19 protein-coding genes, 2 tRNA genes and 1 pseudogene are annotated in these 25,897 nt (G+C 72.7%); 17 read left to right on the top strand and 5 right to left on the bottom strand.

All coding sequences use genetic code 11. The features are described from left to right. The first annotated feature begins 75 nt into the window (after positions 1-75). From ACZ8ZB_RS11505 to ACZ8ZB_RS11490, 4 genes are all read left to right on the top strand, one after another. Positions 76-148: transfer RNA gene (locus ACZ8ZB_RS11505), tRNA-Ala, on the top strand. 201 nt (positions 149-349) lie between these two features. Further along, the gene (locus tag ACZ8ZB_RS11500) at positions 350-523 is read left to right on the top strand and encodes a hypothetical protein (RefSeq protein WP_470737616.1); all 174 of its coding nucleotides are present in this window, start codon (positions 350-352) and stop codon (positions 521-523) included. Positions 524-526: 3 nt separating this feature from the next. Further along, on the top strand, positions 527-760 hold the full coding sequence (locus ACZ8ZB_RS11495; protein WP_019523121.1) for a hypothetical protein: 234 nt from the start codon (positions 527-529) through the stop codon (positions 758-760). 146 nt (positions 761-906) lie between these two features. Then, positions 907-979 (top strand) — tRNA-Ala (locus ACZ8ZB_RS11490). Positions 980-1,077: 98 nt separating this feature from the next. Here the strand turns inward: ACZ8ZB_RS11490 and ACZ8ZB_RS11485 are convergent. Continuing rightward, on the bottom strand, positions 1,078-2,685 hold the full coding sequence (locus ACZ8ZB_RS11485) for an NADH-ubiquinone oxidoreductase-F iron-sulfur binding region domain-containing protein (protein ID WP_470737615.1): 1,608 nt from the start codon (positions 2,683-2,685) through the stop codon (positions 1,078-1,080). Then, the gene (locus ACZ8ZB_RS11480; protein WP_470737614.1) at positions 2,682-3,929 is read right to left on the bottom strand and encodes a cytochrome b/b6 domain-containing protein; all 1,248 of its coding nucleotides are present in this window, start codon (positions 3,927-3,929) and stop codon (positions 2,682-2,684) included. The genes ACZ8ZB_RS11485 and ACZ8ZB_RS11480 overlap by 4 nt, the downstream gene beginning before the upstream one ends. Before the next feature lie 482 nt (positions 3,930-4,411). Here ACZ8ZB_RS11480 and leuS point away from each other — a divergent pair, with 482 nt between their 5' ends. The 8 genes from leuS to holA all read left to right on the top strand — a co-directional run bounded on the left by leuS (position 4,412) and on the right by holA (position 15,270). Continuing rightward, entirely contained in the window at positions 4,412-7,300 is a 2,889-nt protein-coding gene (leuS, locus tag ACZ8ZB_RS11475; protein ID WP_470737613.1) for a leucine--tRNA ligase, read from the top strand. Positions 7,301-7,516: 216 nt separating this feature from the next. Next, positions 7,517-8,254 (top strand): hypothetical protein, encoded by a 738-nt coding sequence (locus ACZ8ZB_RS11470; protein ID WP_470737612.1) that lies wholly within the window; start codon positions 7,517-7,519, stop codon positions 8,252-8,254. 93 nt (positions 8,255-8,347) lie between these two features. Beyond that, entirely contained in the window at positions 8,348-9,193 is an 846-nt protein-coding gene (locus ACZ8ZB_RS11465) for a DegV family protein (RefSeq protein WP_470737611.1), read from the top strand. 106 nt (positions 9,194-9,299) lie between these two features. After that, positions 9,300-10,529 (top strand): ComEA family DNA-binding protein, encoded by a 1,230-nt coding sequence (locus tag ACZ8ZB_RS11460; RefSeq protein ID WP_470737610.1) that lies wholly within the window; start codon positions 9,300-9,302, stop codon positions 10,527-10,529. Next, complete coding sequence (locus ACZ8ZB_RS11455) at positions 10,526-13,111, top strand: ComEC/Rec2 family competence protein (protein WP_470737609.1); 2,586 nt, start codon at positions 10,526-10,528, stop codon at positions 13,109-13,111. The genes ACZ8ZB_RS11460 and ACZ8ZB_RS11455 overlap by 4 nt, the downstream gene beginning before the upstream one ends. A 16-nt stretch (positions 13,112-13,127) precedes the next feature. Continuing rightward, entirely contained in the window at positions 13,128-13,967 is an 840-nt protein-coding gene (locus ACZ8ZB_RS11450; protein ID WP_470741462.1) for an arylamine N-acetyltransferase family protein, read from the top strand. A 24-nt stretch (positions 13,968-13,991) separates the two neighbouring features. Further along, the gene (locus ACZ8ZB_RS11445; RefSeq protein ID WP_470737608.1) at positions 13,992-14,237 is read left to right on the top strand and encodes a hypothetical protein; all 246 of its coding nucleotides are present in this window, start codon (positions 13,992-13,994) and stop codon (positions 14,235-14,237) included. A gap of 55 nt (positions 14,238-14,292) precedes the next feature. Continuing rightward, positions 14,293-15,270 (top strand): DNA polymerase III subunit delta, encoded by a 978-nt coding sequence (gene holA / locus ACZ8ZB_RS11440; protein ID WP_470737607.1) that lies wholly within the window; start codon positions 14,293-14,295, stop codon positions 15,268-15,270. 188 nt (positions 15,271-15,458) lie between these two features. Here the strand turns inward: holA and rpsT are convergent, their stop codons facing one another. Continuing rightward, complete coding sequence (gene rpsT / locus ACZ8ZB_RS11435; RefSeq protein WP_030858234.1) at positions 15,459-15,725, bottom strand: 30S ribosomal protein S20; 267 nt, start codon at positions 15,723-15,725, stop codon at positions 15,459-15,461. 255 nt (positions 15,726-15,980) lie between these two features. Here rpsT and lepA point away from each other — a divergent pair, with 255 nt between their 5' ends. The 5 genes and pseudogenes from lepA to ACZ8ZB_RS11410 all read left to right on the top strand — a co-directional run bounded on the left by lepA (position 15,981) and on the right by ACZ8ZB_RS11410 (position 24,192). After that, entirely contained in the window at positions 15,981-17,849 is a 1,869-nt protein-coding gene (gene lepA, locus ACZ8ZB_RS11430; protein WP_470737606.1) for a translation elongation factor 4, read from the top strand. 246 nt (positions 17,850-18,095) lie between these two features. Beyond that, positions 18,096-19,970, top strand: a complete 1,875-nt coding sequence (locus ACZ8ZB_RS11425; protein WP_470737605.1) for an AMP-dependent synthetase/ligase — start codon at positions 18,096-18,098, stop codon at positions 19,968-19,970. A gap of 233 nt (positions 19,971-20,203) precedes the next feature. Then, positions 20,204-22,246 carry a SpoIIE family protein phosphatase gene (locus tag ACZ8ZB_RS11420; protein ID WP_470737604.1) on the top strand — a complete coding sequence of 681 codons (2,043 nt, stop codon included), beginning with the start codon at positions 20,204-20,206 and terminating at the stop codon, positions 22,244-22,246. Between the two features lie 27 nt (positions 22,247-22,273). Continuing rightward, entirely contained in the window at positions 22,274-23,506 is a 1,233-nt protein-coding gene (gene hemW, locus ACZ8ZB_RS11415) for a radical SAM family heme chaperone HemW (RefSeq protein ID WP_470737603.1), read from the top strand. Positions 23,507-23,588: 82 nt separating this feature from the next. Then, a pseudogene (locus tag ACZ8ZB_RS11410) lies at positions 23,589-24,192 on the top strand (Uma2 family endonuclease). On the opposite strand, the gene ACZ8ZB_RS11405 reads toward ACZ8ZB_RS11410, so the two are convergent. After that, positions 24,164-24,982: a DUF3097 domain-containing protein gene (locus ACZ8ZB_RS11405; protein WP_470737602.1), complete on the bottom strand. Its 819-nt coding sequence runs from the start codon at positions 24,980-24,982 to the stop codon at positions 24,164-24,166. The pseudogene ACZ8ZB_RS11410 and the gene ACZ8ZB_RS11405 overlap by 29 nt on opposite strands. A gap of 34 nt (positions 24,983-25,016) precedes the next feature. Then, on the bottom strand, positions 25,017-25,745 hold the full coding sequence (locus ACZ8ZB_RS11400; protein WP_470737601.1) for an MBL fold metallo-hydrolase: 729 nt from the start codon (positions 25,743-25,745) through the stop codon (positions 25,017-25,019). Positions 25,746-25,897 lie beyond the last annotated feature (152 nt).

The raw sequence follows: 25,897 nt of genomic DNA, 5'->3' as shown, positions 1-25,897 counted from the left end.
TCACAGGCTAGAGTTCTTCTTGTTCGCCCCGCCGAGCGGGACGGAACACCAGGAGGTCACCTCGTGTGGCAACCAGGGGCTATAGCTCAGTTGGTAGAGCGCCTGCATGGCATGCAGGAGGTCAGGAGTTCAATTCTCCTTAGCTCCACATGACGAAGATCCCGCCTCCCTCAGGGAGGCGGGATCTTTCGTTGTCCGTCGGTGAGCGGCACGCTCCCGGCGCGCGTATACCCCTACGAGGCGTCGAGCCGTGTCCTGACCGGTACCACGGCGTCGCTGACCGTGTCGGCCCGGCCGTGGCAGAATCAAACGGCCGGAAGGGGGCGCGGCCCTACGGGAGGGAGTTGTGATGCCTGCGAGCATCCTCGAGGAGGTCGACCACCTCCTCGGAGCGGTGTCGACGCGACGGACCTCGGCCCGCCTCGGCTGTCCTTCCCGCGGCTCCGCGCACGTCGCCCAGGTGCTCGGCGACGACGGCGGGGTCTCCTGCGCGTGCACGGCCTGCGGCCACAGCTGGAGCTGACCGATGGGTGCACACAGGCGGAAGTGCGACTGGTGCGGCAGCGGGACGCCGATCGTCCGGGACATGGAGCCGCTCAACCCCGACTACCAGTACTGGTGCGAGGAATGCGCGCGGGCGCTGATCATAAAGGGCGACCCCATCGAGACATACCGCGAGCTCGAGGGGGAGCCGATCTACGGTCGGCTGCTGGAGGAGCACTGCACGCTCAAGCGCTTCTATTCGTTCGTGACCGCGTAGGCCTCCATATGAGGGGGCATTTCGGGACACGGGCGAGCGAAGCGAAACCGATTTGGTGTTGGACCGGGTCGACCGTGTAAAGTTGGCGTCGCCGCCGGGGAAACCGGGCGACGCGAACGACATGCGGCTCCGCCGCATGACAGCAAGGGGCTATAGCTCAGTTGGTAGAGCGCCTGCATGGCATGCAGGAGGTCAGGAGTTCAATTCTCCTTAGCTCCACAGAAGGAGAGGGCGGATCATCCGAACGGATGGTCCGCCCTCTGCCGTTGTCCCGGTCTCCGGTTGTCCCGGACCGCCGCAGCGGCCCGGGACCCGTGTCAGCGCCCCAGGGCGCGCCGGCCGCGCCCCTGCGAGAGCACCGGCAGATTGCGGGACGGCGCCTTGGCCTGGGGCGCCTCGTCCTCGATGCGCAGGGCCAGTGCCGGGCAGCGGCGCACCGCCCGCAGCGCCTTCGCCTCCGCGAAACGCGGCACCTGGGCCTGAGCCACCGTCGGGAAGCCGTCCGCGCCGAGCTGGAAGACCTCCGGGAGGATGTCCGCGCACAGGCCGTGGCCCCGGCACAGCGTCCAGTCGACGTAGATCTTCCGGCGGCTGGGCCCGTTCTCCTCCCCGCCGCCCGGGACGCCCGTGGGGGCCCTGCCCCCCTCGAAGAGCGGCAGGACGCCCGCCACGGGCCGTCCGCAGCCGTTGCCGAGGACGTGCGCGGCGAGGTCGTCGGTGAACGCCTTGACGGTCGACTCCAGGAACATCGCGGAGCCGTCCGGGTGCGAACACGCCCCGCGCCGCTTCACGTTCCTGGCGACCTGCTTGACCGCCTCCAGGGCGGCGGGACCGCCGCCGCCCAGGATGTCCTCGAGGCCGCGCGCGGCGGCCGGCAGCCCCAGGTAGCAGGGTCCGCACTGGCCCGCGCTCTCCTCCGCCAGCCACTGCGCCACCCGCAGTGACTCGCCCAGCGGGCAGGTGTCCTGACCGATCGGCAGGATCGCGCCCGCGCCCAGCGAACCGCCCACCGCGTCCAGGGAGTTGCGGGAGATGATCGCCTCGTTGACGGTCGCCGCGTCGATCCACTTGCCGTGGTAGCCGCCCGTCAGCACCCCCTGCGGCACCGGCGGGGCGCCGGCGAGCTGCAGGACGTAGCGCAGCGGCACACCCGTCGGCACCTCGATCACCATGGGGCGGGCCACCGCCCCGGACACCGTGAGCATCACGGTGCCCGGCTCGTCGTACAGACCGGTGTTGCCGTAGCGCTCCGGGCCGATGCGGGCGGCGATGGCGAGCTGGGCGAAGGTCTCGGCGTTGGACAGCAGGGTGGGCGCGCCGCCGACGCCGTTCCTCGACGCGCTGACCTTGCGGCCCGGCGGGATCGCCGGGCCGCCGTCGATGGAGCGGATCAGCGAGGCCGCCGCGCCCGTGACCATGCGGACCGGGTTGCGCTGCACGCGGGCGCGCAGCGCGGAGCGGCGTCCGTTGTTCAGGCCGCGTTCGGCGAGCGCGGCCTCCATGGAGCGCTGGGTGGACTCCCGGGTGACCCCCACCACGAGCGTGCGGGCGCCCATCGCCTCGGCGCACAACAGCGCGCCGTCCAGGATGAGGTGCGGGGCACGGTTGATCAGCACCGTGTCCTTGCGGCAGGCCGGCTCGTCCTCGCTGCCGTTGACGACGACGACCGGCCGGACACCGCGCTTGATCGCCGATTCGGCGACCGAGCGCAGCTTCCTGTGGAAGGGGAACCCCGCGCCGCCGCGGCCCCTGAGGTTGATGCGTTCGGCGAGCTGCGCGAGCTGCTCACCGCCCAGGGGCTCGAGCGGCCCGTGCACCTTGAGGTGCATGGGCAGATCGAGCCGGTCGACAAGGTCGAAGCCCGACGTGAGCTGGGGAAGGCCGACCACGCGGACTTCGGGTACGTCGGGCAGGGCCTCGTTCACTTGTAGCCTCCGGACGGCGTGTTCCAAGGTTCGCCCGAGCCCGGTGCGTCGAAGTCGTAGGACGACGAGGGCGACGCACCGGGGAGTGGTTCATCGGCGGGACCGCTGTTGTACGTGTCACCCGGGTTGTACGTGGCGTAGAGGCCGTTCGTCTCAACGGTGTCGCGCACATCACGCGAACCGAAGCCGGAGGCGGCCGAATTGTCATGGGCCGGGATGGTGTATCCGGTGTCCTGGAGCGGGTCGTACGCCGACGGCGGGGCCTCGCCGACCGGCGGCGGGGACGGGATCGGCCAGTTGCCCGAGGTGCTGGGGGGACCGTCCACGCGCGGGACGGCCTCCGTGGGCCGCATGTCCGGCGGCAGCTCCATGCGGGCGGTCGCGTCGGCGAGGGGCTGTTGCCCGGCGGGCGGGCGGCCGGGCGTCGACAGCGCGCGGTAGGCGGCCGCGAAGCCGTTCGCCGGTTCCGGGGCGGGGGCGCGCTCGGCGGTCTCGTACAGCGGGCGTTCGCCGCGCCGGTCGCCGTCGCCGCGCGGGCGCCCGTCGCCGTATCCCGGCGGGAGGGACCCGGTCGCCCCGGACCTGCTCTCCTCCCACCGCTCCTCGCGGCCCCGCTGCCGGTCGGCGAGGCCGAGCAGCGCGGTGACCCGGTCGGCGATCCTGCGCTTCACACGGGCCGGGGAGGCGCGCACGGCGAGGGCCGCCATGACACCGACCAGGGACAGCCCGTAGAGGATCAGGAAGACCGGCTTCGCCGATCGACCCGCGTAGAGGCCGTGCACCAGCGCGGCGCACCAGGCCGGGTAGGCCAGCATGTGCATCGCCCGCCAGCGGGCCGCGACCGGCGCCGGGGAGGCGAAGCGGTTGCGCAGTACGCCGGTGATGCCCACGAAGATCATCAGCAGGCCGGCGAGGGTGCCGAGCCCGATGAGGAAGGACCTGCCGGCGACGGCCTCGTCGTTCGTGAGCGCCAGCCCGAAGGGGATGAACGCGGCGATCCACGTGGTGTGGTCCAGGGCCAGCTTGATGCCTATGTGCACCAGCAGGAAGGCGATCGAGGCGACCGCGGTGGTCCGGTGCACCGCCTGCGCCAGGATCCGCTGGCGGGGGCCCAGCAGGATCCGGTCCTGGGCGACGAGCCCCCAGATCACCGAGCAGCTGAGGCAGACGAGCGAGAGGACGCCCACGCCGAAGTCGAGGAACTCGGCGAACCAGTCGTCCGCCGTGCTGTCGTCCGGCCTCACGACCTGCCTCCCGGCGTCACGACGCGGAGCGGGTACGACGGAGCCGCAGCCGACCGGCCCCGAGCGGGGGGTGGGCTGCTGTCTGGGCGAGGGTTCATGGGGGCAACTCCGAAGGTTCGGTAAAGCGGTCCCGCTGCCGAACTCTAAGGCCCGTCATACCGATGAGTACGAGGTTTGAGTTATTGCGCTGTTATCAAAAGACAATGAGGTCGCTGTGATGTCCCTTACTGGTTGTTACGCGGAGTAATACGTGACCTCGGGTCAGCGTGCCGTGGAAGCGCGTCGCGACCGGATCGGCGGCTGCGGTACCCTGGCGCCATGCGTGCCGTACGCCTTCTGCTTAGCGAGCCGCGCTGATCAGTCCCGACCGCCGGTGACCGGCGGGTCGGAATCGGCGCGGCGTCCCCTCCTGTGCGAGGGGATTTTTCATTTCCGGGAAGTCGCGGCAGCAGGCGAAGACGATCGATGGAGCATTGAGGATCATGAGCGAGACGAACCCCGCTGCCACCGCAGCCGCGGAGGCCGCGCCGCACCGCTACACGGCCGCCCTGGCGGCCGAGATCGAGGCACGCTGGCAGGACTTCTGGGACGCCGACGGCACCTACGCGGCGCCCAATCCGAGCGGCGACCTGTCGGGCGATCCGGAGACGGCCGCCAAGCCCAAGAAGTTCATCATGGACATGTTCCCGTACCCCTCCGGTGCGGGGCTGCACGTCGGACACCCGCTGGGCTACATCGCCACCGACGTCTTCGCCCGCTTCCAGCGCATGACCGGGCACAACGTCCTGCACACCCTGGGCTTCGACGCCTTCGGCCTGCCCGCCGAGCAGTACGCCGTGCAGACCGGCACGCACCCGCGCGTGTCGACCGAGGCCAACATGGAGAACATGAAGTCCCAGCTGCGCCGGCTGGGTCTGGGCCACGACAGGCGCCGGTCGTTCGCCACGATCGACCCCGAGTACTACAAGTGGACCCAGTGGATCTTCCTGCAGATCTTCAACTCCTGGTACGACGAGGAGGCGGACAGGGCCCGCCCGATCGCCGAGCTGGTCGCCCAGTTCGAGTCCGGTGAGCGCGGCGTCCTCGGCGGCCGCTTCTGGAGCGAGCTGACCGAGGCGGAGCGCGCCGACGTCCTGGGTGAGTACCGCCTGGCCTACGCCTCCGACGCGCCGGTCAACTGGTGCCCCGGCCTGGGCACCGTGCTGGCCAACGAGGAGGTCACCGCCGAGGGCCGTTCCGAGCGCGGCAACTTCCCCGTCTTCAAGGCCAAGCTGCGCCAGTGGAACATGCGCATCACCGCCTACGCGGACCGCCTGCTGAACGACCTGGACGCCCTGGACTGGCCCGAGGCCATCAAGCTGCAGCAGCGCAACTGGATCGGCCGCTCCGAGGGCGCCCGCGTCGACTTCCCCATCGACGGCGAGAACATCACCGTCTTCACCACCCGCCCCGACACCCTGTTCGGCGCCACCTACATGGTGCTGGCGCCCGAGCACCCGCTGGTGGAGAAGTTCACCCCGGACGCCTGGCCCGAGGGCACCCACGCGGTGTGGACCGGCGGGCACGCCACGCCCGCCGAGGCCGTCGCCGCCTACCGCGCGCAGGCCGCCGCCAAGTCCGACGTCGAGCGGCAGGCCGAGGCCAAGGACAAGACCGGCGTCTTCATCGGCGCGTACGCGACCAACCCGGTCAACGGCGAGCGGGTCCCCGTCTTCATCGCCGACTACGTCCTGATGGGCTACGGCACCGGCGCGATCATGGCCGTTCCGGCGGGCGACCAGCGCGACTTCGAGTTCGCGCGCGCCTTCGAGCTGCCGATCCACTGCATCGTCGAGCCGACCGACGGCCGCGGCACGGACACCGCCACCTGGGAGAACGCGTTCGCCTCGTACGACGCGAAGATCATCAACTCGTCGAACGACGAGATCTCCCTGGACGGCCTGTCCGTCGTCGAGGCCAAGGCGCGCGTCACCGAGTGGCTGGAGCGCGAGGGCCGCGGCGCGGGCACCGTCAACTTCCGTCTGCGCGACTGGCTGTTCAGCCGGCAGCGCTACTGGGGCGAGCCCTTCCCGATCGTCTACGACGAGGACGGCGTCGCCCACGCCCTGCCCGAGTCGATGCTGCCGCTGGAGCTGCCCGAGGTCGAGGACTACAGCCCGCGCACCTTCGACCCGGACGACGCCGACACCCAGCCCGAGACGCCGCTGTCGCGCAACGAGGACTGGGTGAACGTCACCCTGGACCTGGGCGACGGCCGCGGTCCGCGCCGGTACCGCCGCGAGACCAACACCATGCCCAACTGGGCCGGTTCCTGCTGGTACGAGCTGCGCTACCTGGACCCGCACAACAGCGACGAGCTGGTCGACCCGGCCGTCGAGCAGTACTGGATGGGCCCGCGCGAGGGCATGCCGCACGGCGGCGTCGACCTGTACGTCGGCGGCGCCGAACACGCCGTGCTGCACCTGCTGTACGCGCGCTTCTGGTCCAAGGTGCTGTACGACCTGGGGCACGTGTCGTCGTCGGAGCCGTTCCACAAGCTGTTCAACCAGGGCATGATCCAGGCCTACGTCTACCGCGACAGCCGGGGCATCGCCGTGCCGGCCGCCGAGGTGGAGGAGCGCGACGGCGGCTACTGGTACCAGGGCGAGCGGGTCTCCCGGCTGCTGGGCAAGATGGGCAAGTCCCTGAAGAACGCGGTCACCCCGGACGAGATCTGCGCCGAGTACGGGGCCGACACGCTGCGTCTGTACGAGATGGCCATGGGCCCGCTGGACGTGTCCCGGCCGTGGGACACCCGCGCGGTGGTCGGCCAGTTCCGGCTGCTGCAGCGGCTGTGGCGCAACATCGTCGACGAGACGAGCGGCGAGGCGACCGTCGTCGACGACGGGGCGGCCGACATCGACGAGGACACCCTGCGCGCCCTGCACAAGGCGATCGACGGCGTGCGCGGCGATCTGGAGGGGATGCGCTTCAACACCGCCATCGCCAAGGTCACCGAGCTGAACAACCACCTGACCAAGCGGGGAGGGGCGCTGCCGCGCTCCGTGGCGGAACCCCTGGTGCTGTTGGTCGCGCCGCTGGCCCCGCACATCGCCGAGGAGCTGTGGCGCAAGCTGGGGCACACGGACTCCGTGGTGCACCAGGACTTCCCGGTGGCCGACCCGGCGTACGTGGTGGACGAGGCCGTCACCTGTGTCGTGCAGATCAAGGGCAAGGTCAAGGCGCGGCTGGAGGTGTCCCCCGGCATCTCCGAGAGCGAGCTGGAGAAGATCGCGCTGGCCGACGAGCGGGTCGTCGCGGCGCTGGACGGTGCCGGGATCCGCAAGGTGATCGTCCGGGCGCCGAAGCTGGTGAACATCGTCCCGGCGTGAGGTGAGCGTTTCGGGGTCCGTCCGGTGTGATCCGCCGGACGGGCCTCGGACTTCGGGCCTCGGGCCTCGGACTTCGGGGCGCCCGGCGGTCCGGGTGGTCCCCTACGGGCAGGATCGGGGTTTTCCGGGAACTCCGGACCTGCCCGTTGCGTTTACCGTTGAAGAGCGGCGCGACGTGCGCCGGGACAGGCCGGAGGGGCCCGGAGGAGGAGCTTCGTGGAAGCGGTGTTCGCAGTGGTCGCCCTGCTCGTCGTGCTCTTCGTCGTGCTCGGCGCCTACGCCACGGTGAAGGTCGTCGGCGCCGCCAAGCGCAGCGCGGACCGCCACATCACCCAGGCCCGACGCACGGTCGAGGACCACACCCTGAGGGCCAAGGCCTTCGCGCAGCCCGGCCCGGCCGGCGAGATCGCCCAGCTCCGGCTGGGGCTGCGCACCTCCATGCGGGCCACCCAGGACGCCCTGGAGGCCGCCGTCGCCGAGGACGAGTCCCTCAAGGAGTCCCTCGGCCTCTTCCAGCGGCTCAGCGCGCACGGCCACGAGCTGGACGCCGAGCTCAGGCGCCTGGAGTCCGAACCGGACCGCGCCACCCTCTCCGCCCGGCTGCCCGAGCTGCGCGAGCGCACCGAGCGCATCAGGGGGTCCGCGGACTCCCTGCGCTGGGCGGCCCGCGACCGCGCCCACCGTTTCGCCTCCGACGACCTGGACTCGCTGAGCGAGCAGATCGACGTGGAGGCCGGGGCCCTGCGCCACTGGGCCACCACGGAGCGGCACCCGGCGCCCCCGCCCTGGCCCGAGGACCCCGCCGACGACGCCCCGACGGCCGGGCGGACCCGGCCGGACACCCCGGCGCCCGCCTCGGCGAAGGAACCGGAACAGCGGCCCGCCATCACCCCGCCGACGCCGCGTCCCGCCTACCCCTGGCAGAAGAAGCCCCGCCCCGAGAGCACCACCTGAGCACCACCTGAGCGCCCCCTGATCCGGCCACCGTCGAACCCGCCCGCGAGGCCGGACTGCCGCACGGGCACCACGGCAGGTAACCTCCAGCTCATGTCCCGCCATGTCGCGATCGTCACCGATTCAACGGCCTACCTGCCGACCCGGACGACGGAGCGGCACCGCATCACGGCGGTACCCCTGACCGTGGTCCTCGGCGACCGTGCGCTCGAAGAGGGCACCGAGATCTCCACCCGCTCCCTCGCCCAGGCTTTGCAGAAGCGGCGCCCGGTCACGACCTCGCGGCCCGGCCCCGAGGTGTTCGCCGAGACCTACCGCAGGGTCGCCGGGTCCGGCGCGACCGGCATCGTCTCCCTCCACCTCTCCGCCGAGCTCTCCGGCACCTACGACGCGGCGGTCGTCGCGGCCCGCGAGGCGCCCGTGCCGGTGCGGGTGGTGGACACCGGCATGATCGCGATGGCGCTCGGGTTCTGCGCGCTGGCGGCGGCGGAGACCGCGGAGGCGGGCGGCACGGTGGACGAGGCGGTCACGGCCGCGGAGAAGCGGGCGGCGGGCACGTCCGCCTACTTCTACGTCGACACGCTCGACTATCTGCGCCGGGGCGGCCGGATCGGCGCCGCGCAGGCCCTGCTGGGCTCGGCCCTCGCGGTCAAGCCGCTGCTGCAGCTGGCGGGCGGCCGTATCGAACCGCTGGAGAAGGTGCGCACGGCGTCGAAGGCGATCGCCCGTCTGGAGGAGATCGCGGCCGAACGGGCGGGCGGGGCGGAGGTCGACGTCGCCGTCCACCATCTCGCCGCGCAGGAGCGCGCGTCGGCCCTCGCGGACCGGCTGCGGGCCCGGCTTCCGGGCCTGGCCGACCTGCACGTCAGCGAGGTGGGAGCGGTGATCGGGGCGCACACGGGGCCCGGGTTGCTGGGGGTCGTGGTCTCGGCCCGGTGAGGCCGGCGCACTCGTACGGGTGACGGAGTTGTCCACAACCGGTCGGTGATCCACCGGATTCGAGCAAGATCATCGCGGATGGGGTGATGTGCCGGATCCTCCTGGCATGACACTTCGATCACGCTCACGCACAGCGACGGCGACCAGCGGTCCGGGCCGCCCGCCCGCCTCCGACGGCCGCGCCCGCCACCGCAGGCCGACCGGGCCCCGAGGCCGGCCCCCGCACCGGAACCGCCGGGCGGCGGCGGAGGAGATCCGCCGCCGGGCGGAGTCGCTTTTCGACGGCGACGGCCACTCCGCGCACACCAGGCGGCCTCCGGCCTGGGCCCTGACCGGCACCCGCCGCATCAGGCGGGCCGGGTCCTCGGCGGCCGTGGACCGGGTGGCGGATGCGGACCGTTCGGGAGCCGGGGACTTTCCGGTGGGCGTGGGCCGTCCGGCGGCTTCGGAGCGGACGGCTGCTGTGAGCCGGCGGGCCGCTCAGCGGCCGGTGGCTGCTGTGGGCCCTCTCGCCGCGAGGCCCGGTGGCGGTGCGGTCGCGGTGGACGACGTGGACGACGTGGACGACGTGGACGACGTGGACGACGTGGACGACGTGGACGACGTCGTGGGCGCGGAGGAAGCCGGCCGAGGGTCCGGACGGGGGTGGCGGCGGGAGAGGGCCGGGCTCGCGCTGCGGGAGCGGCTGCCGTTGTGGGTGCGGGCGCGGTGCGGGATGGAACGGCGGAGCGTGGTCGCGCTCTCGGTGCTGCTCGTGGTCGCCGTGGGATTCGCCGTACAGCACTTCTGGGCCGGGCGGACCCAGCCGGTGAGGGCGCCGGAGGTGGTGCGGGCGGCGGCGGTTCCCCACGGGGCGCACGCCAAGGGCGCGGCGAAGGGGGAAGCCGCACCGGACGGCGCGGTGCGGGCCGACGGCTCGGAGGGGCCCGAGATCGTGGTCGACGTCAGCGGCAAGGTGCGCGACCCGGGAATCCACCGCCTGCCCGCCGGTTCACGCGTCGAGGACGCGCTGCGGGCGGCCGGCGGAGTACGGCCCGGCACCAGGACCGACACCCTGAACCGCGCCCGTTTCCTCGTCGACGGCGAGCAGGTGGTCGTAGGGGGACCGGCACCGGCCGGAGCAGCCCCCGACGGCGGCCCCGCCGCACCGGTCTCCCTCAACACCGCCACTCCGGACCAGCTCGACGCCCTGCCCGGAGTCGGCCCCGTGCTCGCCCAGCACATCGTCGACTACCGCACCCGCAACGGCGGTTTCCGCTCGGTGGACGAACTCCGCGAGGTGAACGGCATCGGCGACCGCCGTTTCGAGGATCTGCGAAACCTCGTACGGCCATGAGGACGGAGGCGACGGACACGGCGGCGCCACCGCCGCCCGTGGAGCCCACCGCCCGGCGGCACGTCCACGCAGCCTCCGGGAAGCGGCTCGGAGCCGCGCACCCGCGGCAGGAGGGACCGACGGACCTGCGCCTGGTCCCGCCCGCCCTGGCCGCCTGGGCCACGGCCGCCGTGATGCTGCACGCCCCGCCCGGCCGGGCGGCGGGCGCGGTGATCGCCTCCCTGCTGGCGGCCGGTGCTCTCCTCGTGGCGCGCAGCCGGCTGACCGGGCGGGGGCGGGCCACCGCCCACGCCGGCGCCGCCGCACTGCTCTGTGTCGCCGCAGCCGCCGGATCGGCGGGCCTGCACGGCGCGGACCTGCGACGGGGACCCGTGCCCGCACTGGCGCGGGAGTACGCCCCGGTGACCGCCGAGGTCGAGATCACCTCCGACCCCCGGCTCACCCGGCCCCGGGTCAGCGGCAACCACATGGCCCCGGCATCCGTACTGATCGAGGCCGACGTGCGGCGGGTGGAGCGGGCCGACGGCACGGCGGAGACGACCCGCGCACCCGTACTGCTGATCGTCGACCCGGGCTCGTCCGAACGCACCGCACCGGATGCCGAGGGCCGCTCCTCCTGGCTCGCCCTCCTGCCCTCCACCCGCCTCCGCGTCGAGGCACGGCTCGCCCCGGCGAGGGCGGGCGGCGACCGGTTCGCCGCCGTGCTGCGGGTGAAGAGCCGGGGCGGCGAACCGGAGACCGTGGGCCCGCCGACGGGCCCGCAACGGCTGGCGGGACGGCTGCGGGCCGGACTGCGGGAGGCGACCGACGGACTGCCGGCGGACGCGCGGGCGCTGCTGCCCGGCCTGGTCGTGGGCGACACCGCGAGGATCACCCCGGAGCTGGACGAGGCGTTCAGGGAGACCGACCTCACCCACACGCTCGCCGTCTCCGGCGCCAACTTCACCATCCTCCTCGCCCTGCTCCTCGGCCCGCCCGGCCTCGCGCAGCGGGCCGAGCGGCGCGGACTCGCCCCCCGCCTCGGCATCTCCCTGCGGGCCACCGCACTGCTGGGCGCGGTGCTCTCCCTCGCCTTCGTCGTCGTGTGCCGGCCCGATCCCAGCGTGCTGCGGGCCGCCGCCTGCGGATCCGTCGCCCTGCTCGCGCTCGCCACCGGCCGCCGCAGATCACTGATCCCGGCGCTGGCGACGGCCGTCCTGCTCCTGGTGCTCTACGACCCCTGGCTGGCACGCAGCTACGGCTTCCTGCTCTCCGTGCTGGCCACCGGCGCGCTGCTCACGCTCGCGCCGCGCTGGGGCGCGGGACTGCGACGGCGCGGGGTGCCGCCCCGCCTCGCGGAGGCGCTGGCCGCCGCGGGCGCCGCGCAGGCCGTGTGCGCGCCGGTGGTCGCCGTGCTGGCGGCGCGGGTGAGCCTGGTGGCGATCCCGTGCAACCTGCTCGCGGAGTTCGCGCTCGCGCCGGCCACGGTGCTGGGCTTCCTGACCCTGGCGACGGCGCCGGTGGCGATGCCGGCGGCGAAGGCACTGGCCTGGTGCGCGAGCTGGCCCGCCCAGTGGCTCGCACAGGTCGCCAGGACCGGTGCGGCGCTGCCCGGCGCGGGAGTGGACTGGCCCGGCAGCTGGGCCGGCGCGGCGGCGCTCGGCGCCCTCGTCCTGGCGGCGCTGCTCGTGGGACGCCGCCTGTCGAGACACCCCTGGTGGTGCGCTGCCTGCGCACTGCTGCTGATGCTGGTGCTGGTACAGCCCCGACCACTGACCCGGGCGATCACGGGCTGGCCCCCGCCGGGCTGGCGGATGGCGATGTGCGACGTGGGCCAGGGCGACGCGCTGGTGCTGTCGGCGGGCGAGGGCGCCGGCGTGGTCGTGGACGCCGGCCCCGACCCGGCCCTCGTCGACCACTGCCTGCGCTCCCTCGGCATCACCAGCGTCCCCCTCGTGGTCCTGACCCACTTCCACGCCGACCACGTGGCGGGCCTGCCCGGCGTACTGCGCGGACGCGCGGTGGGCGCCGTCGAGACGACGTCCCTCGAAGAACCCGCCGACCAGGCCGCGTTCGTCCGGAGACTCGCCGCCGCCCGGCGCATCCCGGTGACGCACGCCGCGGCCGGTGAGGCACGGCGCACGGGGGAGCTGTCCTGGGAGGTGGTGTGGCCGCCGCCGAGCGCCCCGCCGACCGCGGGCCCGCAGCCCACGGGCCCCGTGCCGGAGGGCCCGAACGACGCCAGCGTCGCCATGCTGGTCCGCACGGCCGGCCTGCGCCTGCTGCTCCTCGGGGACCTGGAACCCCCGTCCCAGCGGGCCCTGGCCAGATCACCGGCGGCCGGGAGACTGACCGACGTGGACGTCCTCAAGGTCGCCCACCACGGCTCGGCGTACCAGGACCCGGACCTCATGCGCCGGGCGGCCCCACGGCTGGCGCTGATCAGTACGGGGGAGGACAACACCTACGGGCACCCCGCCCCGAGCACGGTCGCCGCCCTCCGCGCCGGAGGAGCGACGGTACTGCGCACCGACCGGGACGGGGCACTGGCGGTGACCGTCGGCGAGAACGGGGACAAGGAGCTGCAGGTGGCGCGAGACTGAAGGCATGACTGAGGGCATGAACACCGCGGAAGTCGACGCCTGTCTGCGCCGCCTGGGCGTCGAACAGCCCGCCTGGCCCACCGTGGACGCGCTGCGCGAGCTGCACCTGCGGCATCTGGAGACCGTGCCGTTCGAGAACCTGTCCATCCATCTCGGCGAGGAGATCGTGCTGGACGAGAAGCGGCTGCTGGACAAGGTGGTGGAGGCGCGGCGGGGCGGGTTCTGCTACGAACTCAACGGCCTCTTCGGGGCGTTGCTCGCCGCACTCGGCTACGACGTCCAGTTGCTCGCGGCGCGGGTGTACGGCGACGGGGGCCGGCTCGGCATCCCGTACGACCATCTCGCGCTGCGGGTGCGGACGGTGGACGGCGGTGACTGGCTGGCCGACGTCGGCTTCGGCGCGCACTGCCACCTGCCGCTCGCCTTCGGGGAGCGCGGGGAGCAGAAGGATCCCGGGGGCACGTTCCGGATCGCCGAGGCGGGCGCCGACGCGGCCGGAGTGCGCGGCGGACACGACAGGGTGGAGGCCGCGGACCTGGACGTGAGCCGGAACGGGCGGCCGGTGTACCGCCTGGAGGTCCGGCCCAGGGTGCTCGGCGACTTCACGGTCGGGGCCTGGTGGCACAGCACCTCACCGCTCTCCCACTTCATGCGGTCGCCGGTGTGCTCGCGGATCACCGAGGACGGGGGCAGGATCACGCTCAGCGGCCGGCGGTTCACGGTCACCGCGCCGGACGGGACGCGGCGGGAGCACGAGGCCGGGACGGACGAGGAGGTGCTGGCGCTCTACCGGGACCGGTTCGGGATCGCACTGGACACGGTGCCGACGGCGCGCGGCACCGGCACGGACGGCTGAACCCGGTGTCGGACAATGACCCGTGTGAGTGATGTGCGACATGTGCTGGTGCTGCCCGACCGTGATGCCGCGGAGGAGGTGGCCGAGGCCCTCGGGGAACGGTTCGGCGTGGACGAGGAGCCGCGGCTGGTGCGGGACGCGCTCGCCGGTGAGGACGACGCGGAGGACGCGCAGTGGCTCGTCGTCCTGCGGGACGAGCCGGGCCGGCTGGACCCCGGGGAGCTGGACGAGTTCGTGGCAGGGTGGGACGGCTGGCGGGAGGAGCCGTAGCCCGGTGACCGCAGGCCGGGCGGCGTTGTCGGTGGCGCGTGGGATGCTTGTCGCGATGGCCAGGAAGACCGCATCCGACGACCCCCTCGCCCCGGTGACGCTCGCCGTGGGCCAGGAGGACCTGCTGCTCGACCGCGCCGTGCGGGAGGTGGTGGCCGCCGCGCGGGCCGCCGACGCCGACACGGACGTACGCGACCTGACACCGGACCAGCTCCAGCCCGGCACCCTCGCCGAGCTGACCAGCCCGTCGCTCTTCGCGGAGCGCAAGGTCGTCGTCGTGCGCAACGCGCAGGACCTCTCGGCCGACACCGTCAAGGACGTGAAGGCCTACCTGGGCTCGCCCGCCGAGGAGATCACGCTGGTCCTGCTGCACGCGGGCGGCGCCAAGGGCAAGGGGCTGCTCGACGCGGCGCGCAAGGCGGGGGCGCGCGAGGTGGCGTGCCCGAAGATGACGAAGGCCACGGACCGGCTGGCCTTCGTGCGGGGCGAGTTCCGCACCGCCGGGAGATCGGCCACGCCGGAGGCGTGCCAGGCGCTCGTGGACGCGCTGGGCAGCGATCTGCGGGAGCTGGCCTCGGCGGTGTCCCAGCTGGTCGCGGACGTCGAGGGCACGATCGACGAGGCGGTCGTCGGCCGGTACTACACCGGGCGGGCCGAGGCGTCGAGCTTCACGGTCGCCGACCGCGCGGTCGAGGGGCGGGCGGCGGATGCCCTGGAGGCCCTGCGTTGGTCGCTGTCGACCGGGGTGGCCCCGGTGATGATCACCAGCGCGCTGGCCCAGGGCGTACGGGCGATCGGCAAGCTGCAGTCGTCGCCGGGCGCCCGCCCCGCCGATCTCGGCATGCCGCCCTGGAAGATCAACCAGGTCCGGCAGCAGATGCGCGGCTGGACCCCGGACGGCGTGGCGGTCGCGCTGCGCGCGGTCGCCGAGGCGGACGCGGGCGTGAAGGGCGGCGGGGACGACCCGGAGTACGCCCTGGAGAAGGCCGTCGTCGCCATCGCCCGCGCGGCGCGCTCGCGGGGACGGGCGTAAGCGGGACGGAAGAGGCCGAAGGCCCCGCCCACCACCCGGGGAAGGGTGTGGGGCGGGGCCTTCGGTCAAAGCGTGTGAGCCCGTACCCGCGTGGCGAACGCAGGCCGCGTACGGGCTCGGGTGCCGGCCGGGGGCGGATGAGAGAGGGCCCGCCCGGATTCCCGCCGACGGTCAGATCACGGGGTGGTTCAGCCCTTGACGGCCGCGACCTTCTGAGCCAGCGCCGACTTCTTGTTGGCGGCCTGGTTCTTGTGGATGACGCCCTTGGAGACGGCCTTGTCGAGCTGACGCGCCGCGGCGCGCTGGTACTCGGTGGCCTTCTCGACGTCACCCGCGGCGGCGGCCTCGCGGGCCTTGCGGATCGCGGTCTTCAGAGAGGACTTGACGGCCTTGTTGCGCAGCCGGGCCTTCTCGTTGGTCTTGTTCCGCTTGATCTGGGACTTGATGTTCGCCACGAATGAGCCTCTACAGGTTCTGGCACGGGACCGCACGGAAGCCGCACGGTTCCGGTACCGGGTGATTTCTTGGGGGTGTGCCTCGCGCTGAGAGGGCATGAGACACAGCCCCCCACACTACCAGCGGCCCATTCAGTGGCCCAAACCCGTCCCCGGTCGCCACCCGTGGGACCATGGAAGCTACGTATCGATCCGACCCGAGACCGCAGACGCACAAGCACACGTATGCGGACGCCTCAAGAATCAGGACCCTGCGTGCCCGCGATCCCTAGCCATGTGCCCGAGCCGAGCCGTACCGACCCGGCGCTGATCCGCAATTTCTGCATCATCGCGCACATCGACCACGGCAAGTCCACGCTCGCCGACCGGATGCTCCAGCTGACCGGAGTGGTCGAGCAGCGGCAGATGCGCGCTCAGTACCTCGACCGCATGGACATCGAGCGCGAGCGCGGCATCACGATCAAGTCCCAGGCGGTGCGGTTGCCGTGGGCGCCCACCCACGACAAGGGCGACACGCACATCCTCAACATGATCGACACGCCGGGGCACGTCGACTTCACGTACGAGGTCTCCCGCTCGCTCGCCGCCTGCGAGGGCACGGTCCTGCTGGTCGACGCCGCCCAGGGCATCGAGGCCCAGACCCTCGCCAACCTCTACCTGGCGATGGAGAACGACCTCACGATCATCCCGGTGCTCAACAAGATCGACCTGCCGGCCGCGCAGCCGGAGAAGTTCGCCGAGGAGCTGGCGAACCTGGTCGGCTGCGACCCCGACGACGTGCTCAAGGTCTCCGCGAAGACCGGTCTCGGCGTCGAGGCGCTGCTGGACAAGGTGGTCGCCGAGATCCCCGCCCCGGTCGGCGTCAAGGACGCCCCCGCCCGCGCGATGATCTTCGACTCGGTCTACGACTCCTACCGCGGTGTCGTGACGTACGTCCGTGTCATCGACGGCCAGCTCAACAAGCGCGAGCGGATCCGGATGATGTCCACCGGCGCCACCCACGAGCTGCTGGAGATCGGCACCAACTCGCCGGAGATGCTGCCCGCCGACGGCCTCGGCGTCGGCGAGGTGGGCTACCTCATCACCGGTGTGAAGGACGTCCGCCAGTCGAAGGTCGGCGACACCGTCACCAGCCAGCACAAGGGCGCCGAGGAGGCGCTCGGAGGCTACAAGGACCCCAAGCCCATGGTGTTCTCCGGCCTCTACCCCCTGGACGGCTCCGACTACCCGGAGCTGCGCGAGGCGCTGGACAAGCTCCAGCTCAACGACGCCGCCCTGGTCTACGAGCCGGAGACCTCCGCCGCCCTCGGCTTCGGTTTCCGCGTCGGCTTCCTCGGCCTGCTGCACCTCGACGTGATCCGCGAGCGCCTCGAGCGCGAGTTCGGGCTCGACCTCATCGCCACCGCGCCGAACGTGGTCTACCGCGTGGTCATGGAGGACGGCAGCGAGCACACCGTCACCAACCCGAGCGAGTTCCCCGAGGGGAAGATCGACGAGGTGTACGAGCCGGTCGTGCGCGCCACCATCCTGGCGCCCAGCGAGTTCATCGGCTCGATCATGGAGCTGTGCCAGACCCGACGCGGCGTCCTGCTCGGCATGGACTACCTCTCCGAGGACCGGGTGGAGATCCGCTACACCCTCCCGCTCGCCGAGATCGTCTTCGACTTCTTCGACCAGCTGAAGTCAAAGACCCGCGGCTACGCCTCCCTCGACTACGAGCCCACCGGCGAGCAGACCTCCAGCCTGGTGAAGGTCGACATCCTGCTGCACGGCGACAAGGTGGACGCGTTCTCCGCGATCACCCACAAGGACCAGGCGTACGCGTACGGCGTGCGGCTCGTCGCCAAGCTCAAGGAACTCATCCCGCGGCAGGCCTTCGAGGTCCCGGTGCAGGCCGCCATCGGCTCCAGGGTCATCGCCCGCGAGACCATCCGCGCCATCCGCAAGGACGTCCTCGCCAAGTGCTACGGCGGTGACATCTCCCGCAAGCGGAAGCTGCTGGAGAAGCAGAAGGAGGGCAAGAAGCGGATGAAGATGGTGGGGTCCGTGGAGGTCCCGCAGGAGGCCTTCATCGCCGTCCTCTCCAGTGACGACAGCGCGGGATCGGGCAAGGGCAAGAAGTAGCCGGTGGTTACCGCGGGTCACTCCGCGAACCGGGCGTAACGGGGCCCGTCGTACGCGAGTGCGGCGGGTCCCCGCGCGTCCGCGGGGTAGCTCTCTGTGTGAAGTGGCAGGCCGCGACCCCTTACGCCGTGGCCGGTCGCACCTTACTCTGTCCGTGCTCGATAGTTACTCGCGAGTTAAACAACGGCGCGAGGAAACCCCAGCCGCACTGAGCCAGCCGCACCGTCGCGGGCCCCGGAGGATGTCGTGAGCGACACACAGACACTGATCGAGAACCGTCCGCCGAGCGTGGCGACCCTCTTCCTGGAGCGTGTGGCGGCCACACCGGACGCCGAGGCCTATCGCTACCCCGTCCCACCGGCCTCCGGCGAGGGCCCGGACGACTGGAAGTCCCTCACCTGGGCGGGCGCCGCCGAGCGGGTCCACGCCATCGCGGCCGGCCTGATCGAGCTGGGCGTGCGGCCGGAGGAGCGGGTCGCGCTCGCCTCCTCCACCCGGGTCGAGTGGATCCTCGCCGACCTCGGCATCCTCTGCGCCGGCGCCGCCACCACCACGGTCTACCCGCAGACCAACGCCGACGAGTCCGCCTACATCCTGTCCGACTCCCAGAGCCGGGTGCTCGTCGCGGAGGACGCCGAGCAGGCGGCCAAGGCGGTCGAGAAGCGCGCCGAACTGCCCGAGCTCACCCACGTCGTGGTCGTCGACCCGGCCGGCGTCGAGACCGACGACTTCGTGATCACCCTCGCCGACCTGGAGAAGCGCGGCGCCGCCCGGCTCCAGCAGGAGCCGGAGCTGATCAAGGAGCGGGTCGCCGCGATCACCAAGGACCAGCTCGCCACCCTGATCTACACCTCCGGCACCACCGGCCGCCCCAAGGGCGTACGCCTGCCGCACGACTGCTGGTCGTACATGGCCAAGGCCATCCCCGCCACCGGCCTGATCAGCGCCGACGACGTGCAGTACCTGTGGCTGCCCCTCGCCCACGTCTTCGGCAAGGTGCTCATCTCCGGGCAGATCGAGGCCGGCCACGTCACCGCCGTCGACGGCCGCGTCGACAAGATCATCGAAAACCTCCCGGTGGTCCGGCCGACGTACATGGCGGCCGTGCCCCGCATCTTCGAGAAGGTCTACAACGGCGTGGCCGCCAAGGCGAGGGCCGGCGGCGGAGCCAAGTACAAGATCTTCCAGTGGGCCGCCGGCGTCGCCCGCGAGTACGCCGAGGTCACCCAGGACAACTTCCGCCGCACCGGCACCGCGAGCGCCCCCTTCGGCCTCTCGGCGAAGCACAACATCGCCGACAAGCTCGTCTACGCCAAGATCCGCGAGGCCTTCGGCGGCAACCTCCGCGCCTGCGTCTCCGGCTCAGCCGCCCTCGCTCCCGAGATCGGCTACTTCTTCTCCGGCGCCGGCGTCCACATCCTGGAGGGCTACGGCCTCACCGAGTCCTCCGCCGCCTCCTTCGTCAACCCCGGCGAGGCCTACCGCACCGGCACCGTCGGCAAGCCGCTGCCCGGCACCGAGGTGCGCATCGCCGACGACGGCGAGATCCTGCTGCGCGGCCCCGGCATCATGCAGGGCTACCACAACCTGCCCGAGAAGACCGCCGAGGTCCTGGAGGAGGACGGCTGGTTCCACACCGGCGACATCGGCGAGCTCTCGCCCGACGGCTACCTGCGCATCACCGACCGCAAGAAGGACCTGATCAAGACCTCCGGCGGCAAGTACATCGCGCCCGCCGAGGTCGAGGGCCGGTTCAAGGCGGTCTGCCCCTACGTCTCGAACATCCTCGTCCACGGCGCGGACCGCAACTACTGCACCGCCCTCATCGCCCTCGACGAGATCGCCATCACCGCCTGGGCGGCCGAGAACGGCATGGAGGGCAGGCCGTACGCCGAGATCGTCGCCGCGCCCGCCACGGTCGAGATGGTCGACGGCTACGTCAAGCAGCTCAACGAGGGCCTCCAGCGCTGGCAGACCATCAAGAAGTTCCGCCTCCTGCCCCGCGACCTCGACGTCGAGCACGGCGAGATCACCCCGAGCCTGAAGCTGAAGCGCCCGGTGGTGGAGCGCGCGTACAGGCACCTCATCGAGGAGATGTACGAGGGGGCGCGCGAGGCGTGATCACCACGGTGTGACCGCGGGGCGGGTTCCGGGCCGGTGCGGCCCGGAACCCGCCCCTCTTCTCACGATGACCGGAACAAAACGGCTTTCTGTTCGTTCCTGAACGCGCGCGTAGCACTGTTTTCACCCGTGGAGGTTCACTTGGGTGACTCGGTGCTCATGAGCGGGGCCGGTCTGTCACCCTGTCGGCAGCGATCGAGTTCTCTTCGTACGAACTGCCCGGGGAGCTGCCCATGAGGGCCATTCCGACCCAACGGGAGACCGCCTCGTGCGCCTCCGGCGCGCGGGAGCGCGTGTGGGTGGACGCGACCCTGCCCGGGAGCCCCCTCGCACCGGGCACCGCACGCGCCGTGCTGCGCAAGGCGCTCACCGAGTGGGCGGAACTCGCTCCGCCCGGCGCCGAACACCTCACCGGCCGCGTCGGCGACGACGCCACGCTGGTCGCCAGCGAACTCGTCACCAACGCCGTCGTGCACGCCGGCACCGAGGTGCGTCTGACGTGCAGGCTGGAGGAGGCGACCGGCGCGCTCGTCGTCGAGGTCGCCGACCAGCACCCCTCCCGCGCGCCGCGCGGCAACGAGCCGGAGGCGCCGGCGTACGGGACCCCGGAGTACGGGCGCGGCCTGCGCCTCGTCGCCGCGCTCTCCGAGGCCTGGGGGATCACCTACCGTCCGGGCACGAAGACCGTGTGGGCGCGGCTGGCCGCCGGAGGGAGCGCGGCGGACGATCAGGCCGAGGCGTACGCCGGGGAGCGCGCGCTGGCGCGCGACCTGAGGGTGGCGGAGATCCTCGCGCCGGAGCCGCCCCGGCCGGAACAGGGCGCCCCCGGTCCGCTGGACGCACTCGACCCACTGGTCCCCCGGCGCGCGCCCGGCCACCGGGAAGCGCGCGGTCCCGCCCGTGACATCTGGCGCGGCGGCTCGTACGGCGACGACTGGCTCGCCCGCCGGCCCGGCCGGGACGGGACCTGGCTGGGGCGCGGCGCCCTGTCCTTCCTCGCCGAGGCCTCCGACCTGCTCGCCGGGCAGCTCGACGAGGACCTGGTCGCCTCCCTCACCGGGCAGCTGATCGTGCCGCGACTGGCCGACTGGTGCGCGGTGTGGCTGGAGGACGAGACCACCGGCCACGGCGGCTGGAGCGGGGGGAGCCGGTCCTGCGGCCCCCGCCTCGCCCGCGTCTGGCACGCGAGTGAGGACCGCATCGAGGACCTGAGCCGCTCCCTGGAACGGAACCCGCCGCCCGCGTGCGATCCGCTGCGGGCCGGCCCCGCCCCCTACCCGTGGCCGGACGGAGCACTCGACACCCCGGGCGCCCCCGGCGCCGCCCTCTCCTACCGACTGGTCGCCGGCGGACGCCCGCTGGGCACGCTGGTGATCGGACGGGGCGGGATCGACCGGTTCCCGGACGAGATCACCGGCCTCGTGGAGGACCTCGGCCGCCGGGTCGCGCTCGCCATCGGGGCCGCCCGGCAGTACTCCCGCCAGGCCACCATCAGCGCCGTCCTGCAACGCGGACTGCTGCCCGGCGCCGTCGCCGAGATCCCCGGCGTGCGCAGCGCCCTCGTCTACGAACCCTGCGACAAGGGCGGACCCAGCGGCGACTTCTACGACCTCTTCCCCGCCGGGCACGGCCGCTGGTGCTTCGCCGTCGGCGACGTCCAGGGCAAGGGCCCCGAGGCCGCCGTCGTCATCGGCCTGGTGCGGCCCTGGCTGCGGCTGCTCGCCCGTGAGGGCTACCACGTCGCCGACGTCCTGGACCGCCTCAACCAGCTCCTCCTCGACGACGCCACCGAGGCCGCCGACGCCGCCGCCCGCGCGCTGGTGGCCGCCGGCGCCCGCCCCACCGCCCCCGGCGACGGCCCCCAGACCCGCTTCCTCTCCCTCCTCTACGGCGAACTCGCCCCCTTCGACGGCGGGGTCCGCTGCACCCTCGCCTCCGCCGGACACCCGCTGCCCCTGCTGCTCGCCCCCGACGGCTCGGTCCGCGCCGTCGCGCAGCCGCAGACCCTGCTCGGGGTCGTCGAGGACGCCACCTACACCAGCGAGACCTTCGCGATGCACTCCGGCGACACCCTGCTCTGCGTCACCGACGGGGTCACCGAGCGGCGCTCCGGCTCCCGCCAGTTCGACGACGGCGACGGGCTCGCCACGGCCCTGTCGGGATGCGCGGGGATGGACGCGGAGCTGATAGCGGAACGGATCACCGAGCTCGTGCACGCGTTCGGGGCCCGTCCGCCGGCCGACGATCTCGCCCTGCTCGTGCTGCAAGCCGACTGACGCGGCCGGTGCGGGACAATGGAGCACATGCCTTCCGCACTCCCCGACGGCGCGCCCGTCCCCGCCGACGGCGCGCTGCCCGCGTCCGCGCTCGCCGGGGCCGCAGACCGCCCCCTCGGGTTCTACCTGCACGTCCCGTACTGCGCGACCCGCTGCGGCTACTGCGACTTCAACACCTACACCGCGACCGAGCTGCGCGGCAGCGGCGGCGTGCTGGCCTCCCGCGACAACTACGCCGAGACCCTGGTCGACGAGGTCCGCCTGGCGCGGAAGGTGCTGGGGGACGACCCGCGCGAGGTCCGCACGGTGTTCGTCGGCGGCGGTACGCCGACGCTGCTGGCCGCCGACGACCTCGTACGGATGCTGGGGGCGATCCGCGAGGAGTTCGGTCTGGCGCCGGACGCCGAGGTGACCACGGAGGCGAATCCGGAGTCGGTCGACCCGGCCTATCTGGCGGCCCTCCGCGCGGGCGGCTTCAACCGCGTCTCCTTCGGCATGCAGAGCGCCCGGCAGCACGTGCTGAGGGTCCTGGACCGCACACACACCCCCGGCCGCCCCGAGGCGTGCGTCGCCGAGGCCCGAGCGGCCGGCTTCGAGCACGTCAACCTCGATCTGATCTACGGCACGCCGGGGGAGTCCGACGACGACTGGCGGGCGTCCCTGGACGCGGCGATCGGCGCCGGTCCCGACCACGTCTCGGCGTACGCGCTGATCGTCGAGGAGGGCACGCGGCTCGCCCACCGCATCCGGCGCGGCGAGGTCCCCATGACCGACGACGACGTCCACGCGGACCGGTACCTGATCGCCGAGGAGACGCTGTCGGCGGCGGGCTTCGACTGGTACGAGGTGTCCAACTGGACCACCTCCGACGCGGGCCGCTGCCTGCACAACGAGCTGTACTGGCGGGGCGCCGACTGGTGGGGCGCGGGGCCCGGCGCCCACAGCCACGTGGGCGGGGTGCGCTGGTGGAACGTCAAGCACCCGGGCGCCTACGCGGCGGCGCTGGCGGAGGGGCGGTCGCCGGGGGCGGGCCGTGAGCTGCTGTCGGACGAGGACCGGCGGGTGGAGCGGATCCTGCTGGAGCTGCGGCTCGAGGAGGGCGTGCCGCTGTCCCTGCTGAAGGAGGCGGGGCTGGAGGCGTCGCGGCGGGCCCTGACGGACGGGCTGCTCCGGCAGGGGGCGTACGACGAGGGCCGCGCGGCCCTCACCCTGCGCGGGCGGCTGCTGGCGGACGCCGTGGTCAGAGACCTGGTGGATTGATCACTCGGCGGAGTGAATCACTGCGCAACGCGGGTTCGGTCCCTAACCTGGTTCGTGGGCTGCCGCCAAAAGAACGCGGCGGATGTGGAGGGCCACGGAGATGACCGCTGTGGACGAGCGTGGGATGACCAGGTTCTTCGAGGAGTTCGAGCCTCCCGAGGGCGTCAGGGTCGAGCTTCTCCGGGGGGAAATCGTGATGGTGGCCAGCCCTGATCTGGTGCACAACCTCATCGTCGCCGATGTGCAGGACCAGATTCCACGCAAGTACTGGGCCCGCCTCCAGACCCAGGACGTCGACATCGTCGACGAGGCGAGCGAGCCCGTTCCGGACCTGGTGGTCCTGGAGCCCGACGTCCCTCCCGCATCCGGGCGCCTGCTGCCGTCGAGGATCATCACGATGGTCATGGAGGTCGTCTCCAAGACCAGCGTCGACCGGGACTACGGCGTCAAGCGATCGATCTACGCCGCGGGCGGCGTGCCCGTGTACCTCATCGTCGATCCGATCATGGCGCAGTGCGTTCTGCTGACAGACCCTGTCGGCACGGGGGGGGAAGGCCGACTACAAGGGGCAGGAGAAAACGAAGTTCGGTGATCCGCTGGCCCTCGACGCCCTGGGTGTCGAACTCGACACCAGCGGATTCGGCACCCTGCCGGGTGTCAGGCCCCACCGCTGGCCGTTGCCGTGACGAAATCGATCAGTTCCTCCACGCGGCCCAGGAGCTGGGGCTCCAGGTCCTTGTAGGAGCGCACCGAGCCGAGGATCCGCTGCCACGCCTCGCCGGTGTTCGCCACCCGCCAGCCCAGCGCCCGGCACACCCCCGTCTTCCAGTCCTGCCCGCGCGGCACCCGGGGCCACGCCTCGATGCCGACCGACGCCGGCTTCACCGCCTCCCAGACGTCGATGTACGGGTGGCCCACCACCAGCGCGTGCTCGCTCGTCACCGCCTCGGCGATCCGCCACTCCTTCGAGCCCGGGACCAGGTGGTCCACCAGGACGCCCAGCCGCGCGTCCGGCCCCGGCGCGAAGGACTCGACGACCGACGGCAGATCGTCGACGCCCTCCAGGTACTCCACCACCACGCCCTCGACGCGCAGGTCGTCGCCCCACACCTTCTCGACCAGCTCCGCGTCGTGCCGCCCCTCCACGTAGATGCGCCCCGCGCGGGCCACCCGCGCCCGCGCGCCGGGAACGGCCACCGAACCGGACGCCGTACGGGTGGGGCGCGCCGGACCGGCGGGCGGCCGCACCAGCGTCACCACGCGGCCCTCCAGCAGGAAGCCCCGCGGCTCCAGCGGGAACACCCGGTGCTTCCCGAAGCGGTCCTCCAGGGTCACCGTGCCCGCCTCGCAGCGGATCACCGCGCCGCAGAAGCCGCTGCCGGGTTCCTCCACCACCAGGCCGGGCTCGGCCGCGACCTCGGGGACGGGCTGCGGTTTCTTCCACGGAGGGGTCAGATCGGCGGAGTACTGGCGCATTCTGACGACGATACGAGGATCCCGCCCGCCGTGATCAGTCCGACACGCCGAAACGGGCCGCCAGGGCGTCGCGCTGGGCCCGGACGAACGCCGCGTCCACCACCGCGCCGTGGCCGGGGACGTACCGGGCGCCCTCGCCGCCCAGCTCCAGCAACCGGTCCAGGGCGGCCGGCCAGCGGGACGGTACGGCGTCGGGACCGGCCTGCGGCTCGCCCGACTCCTCGACCAGGTCGCCGCAGAACACCACCTCCGGGTCGCCGGGGACCAGTACCGCGAGGTCATGGGAGGTGTGCCCGGGGCCCACGTTCGCCAGCAGCACCCGCAGGCCGCCGCCCAGGTCGAGCGTCCGCTCGCCGCTCACCGCGTGCCGGGGCGGGACCAGCGCGTCCACGGCCTCCTCGGCCACCCGCGCGTCCAGCCCGTGGCGCACCGCGTCCGCGCGCAGCTCCTCACGTCCGCGGCCCGTCAGCACGGTGTCCGCGCCCACCGCGCCGAACACCTCCGCGCCCGCGAACGCCGCCGCCCCGAGGACGTGGTCGAAGTGGGGGTGGGTGAGCGCGAGATGCGTCACACGGCGACCGGTGAGCGCCTGCACCTCCGTCCGCAACCGTGCGCCCTCGCCCGGACCGGAACCCGCGTCGACGAGCAGCACGCCGTCCGGGCCCACGACGAGCCCCACCGTGCAGTCCCACACCGGCAGTCGGCGCCGTCCCACCCCGGCGGCCACTTGCTCCCATCCCGGCTCTTCCCAAGTCACGGTCATACCGGGACGCTATCGGGGGACGGCGCCGTCCGGCGCGACGGCGAGGGGACCGGCCTTGCCCGGGGTGCACCCCCCGGCCGTACACTGGGCGGGGAAGTCTGGCACTCGTGCACGAAGAGTGCCAGGCGGACAGGGAAGGTACCGCGCGGAAG

Source organism: Streptomyces sp. 12E, assembly GCF_055633275.1.
Note: the sequence above shows the minus strand (reverse complement) of the source record. Positions and strands in the feature narration are given on the sequence as shown.

Bases quoted from the DNA above. Each gene is read 5' to 3' on its own strand.
- ACZ8ZB_RS11500 (WP_470737616.1), top strand. From the start codon at position 350: ATGCCTGCGAGCATCCTCGAGGAGGTCGACCACCTCCTCGGAGCGGTG.
- ACZ8ZB_RS11495 (WP_019523121.1), top strand. From the start codon at position 527: ATGGGTGCACACAGGCGGAAGTGCGACTGGTGCGGCAGCGGGACGCCG.
- leuS (WP_470737613.1), top strand. From the start codon at position 4,412: ATGAGCGAGACGAACCCCGCTGCCACCGCAGCCGCGGAGGCCGCGCCG.
- ACZ8ZB_RS11465 (WP_470737611.1), top strand. From the start codon at position 8,348: ATGTCCCGCCATGTCGCGATCGTCACCGATTCAACGGCCTACCTGCCG.
- ACZ8ZB_RS11460 (WP_470737610.1), top strand. From the start codon at position 9,300: ATGACACTTCGATCACGCTCACGCACAGCGACGGCGACCAGCGGTCCG.
- ACZ8ZB_RS11455 (WP_470737609.1), top strand. From the start codon at position 10,526: ATGAGGACGGAGGCGACGGACACGGCGGCGCCACCGCCGCCCGTGGAG.
- ACZ8ZB_RS11450 (WP_470741462.1), top strand. From the start codon at position 13,128: ATGAACACCGCGGAAGTCGACGCCTGTCTGCGCCGCCTGGGCGTCGAA.
- holA (WP_470737607.1), top strand. From the start codon at position 14,293: ATGGCCAGGAAGACCGCATCCGACGACCCCCTCGCCCCGGTGACGCTC.
- ACZ8ZB_RS11420 (WP_470737604.1), top strand. From the start codon at position 20,204: ATGAGGGCCATTCCGACCCAACGGGAGACCGCCTCGTGCGCCTCCGGC.
- hemW (WP_470737603.1), top strand. From the start codon at position 22,274: ATGCCTTCCGCACTCCCCGACGGCGCGCCCGTCCCCGCCGACGGCGCG.
- ACZ8ZB_RS11405 (WP_470737602.1), bottom strand. From the start codon at position 24,982: ATGCGCCAGTACTCCGCCGATCTGACCCCTCCGTGGAAGAAACCGCAG.
- ACZ8ZB_RS11400 (WP_470737601.1), bottom strand. From the start codon at position 25,745: ATGACCGTGACTTGGGAAGAGCCGGGATGGGAGCAAGTGGCCGCCGGG.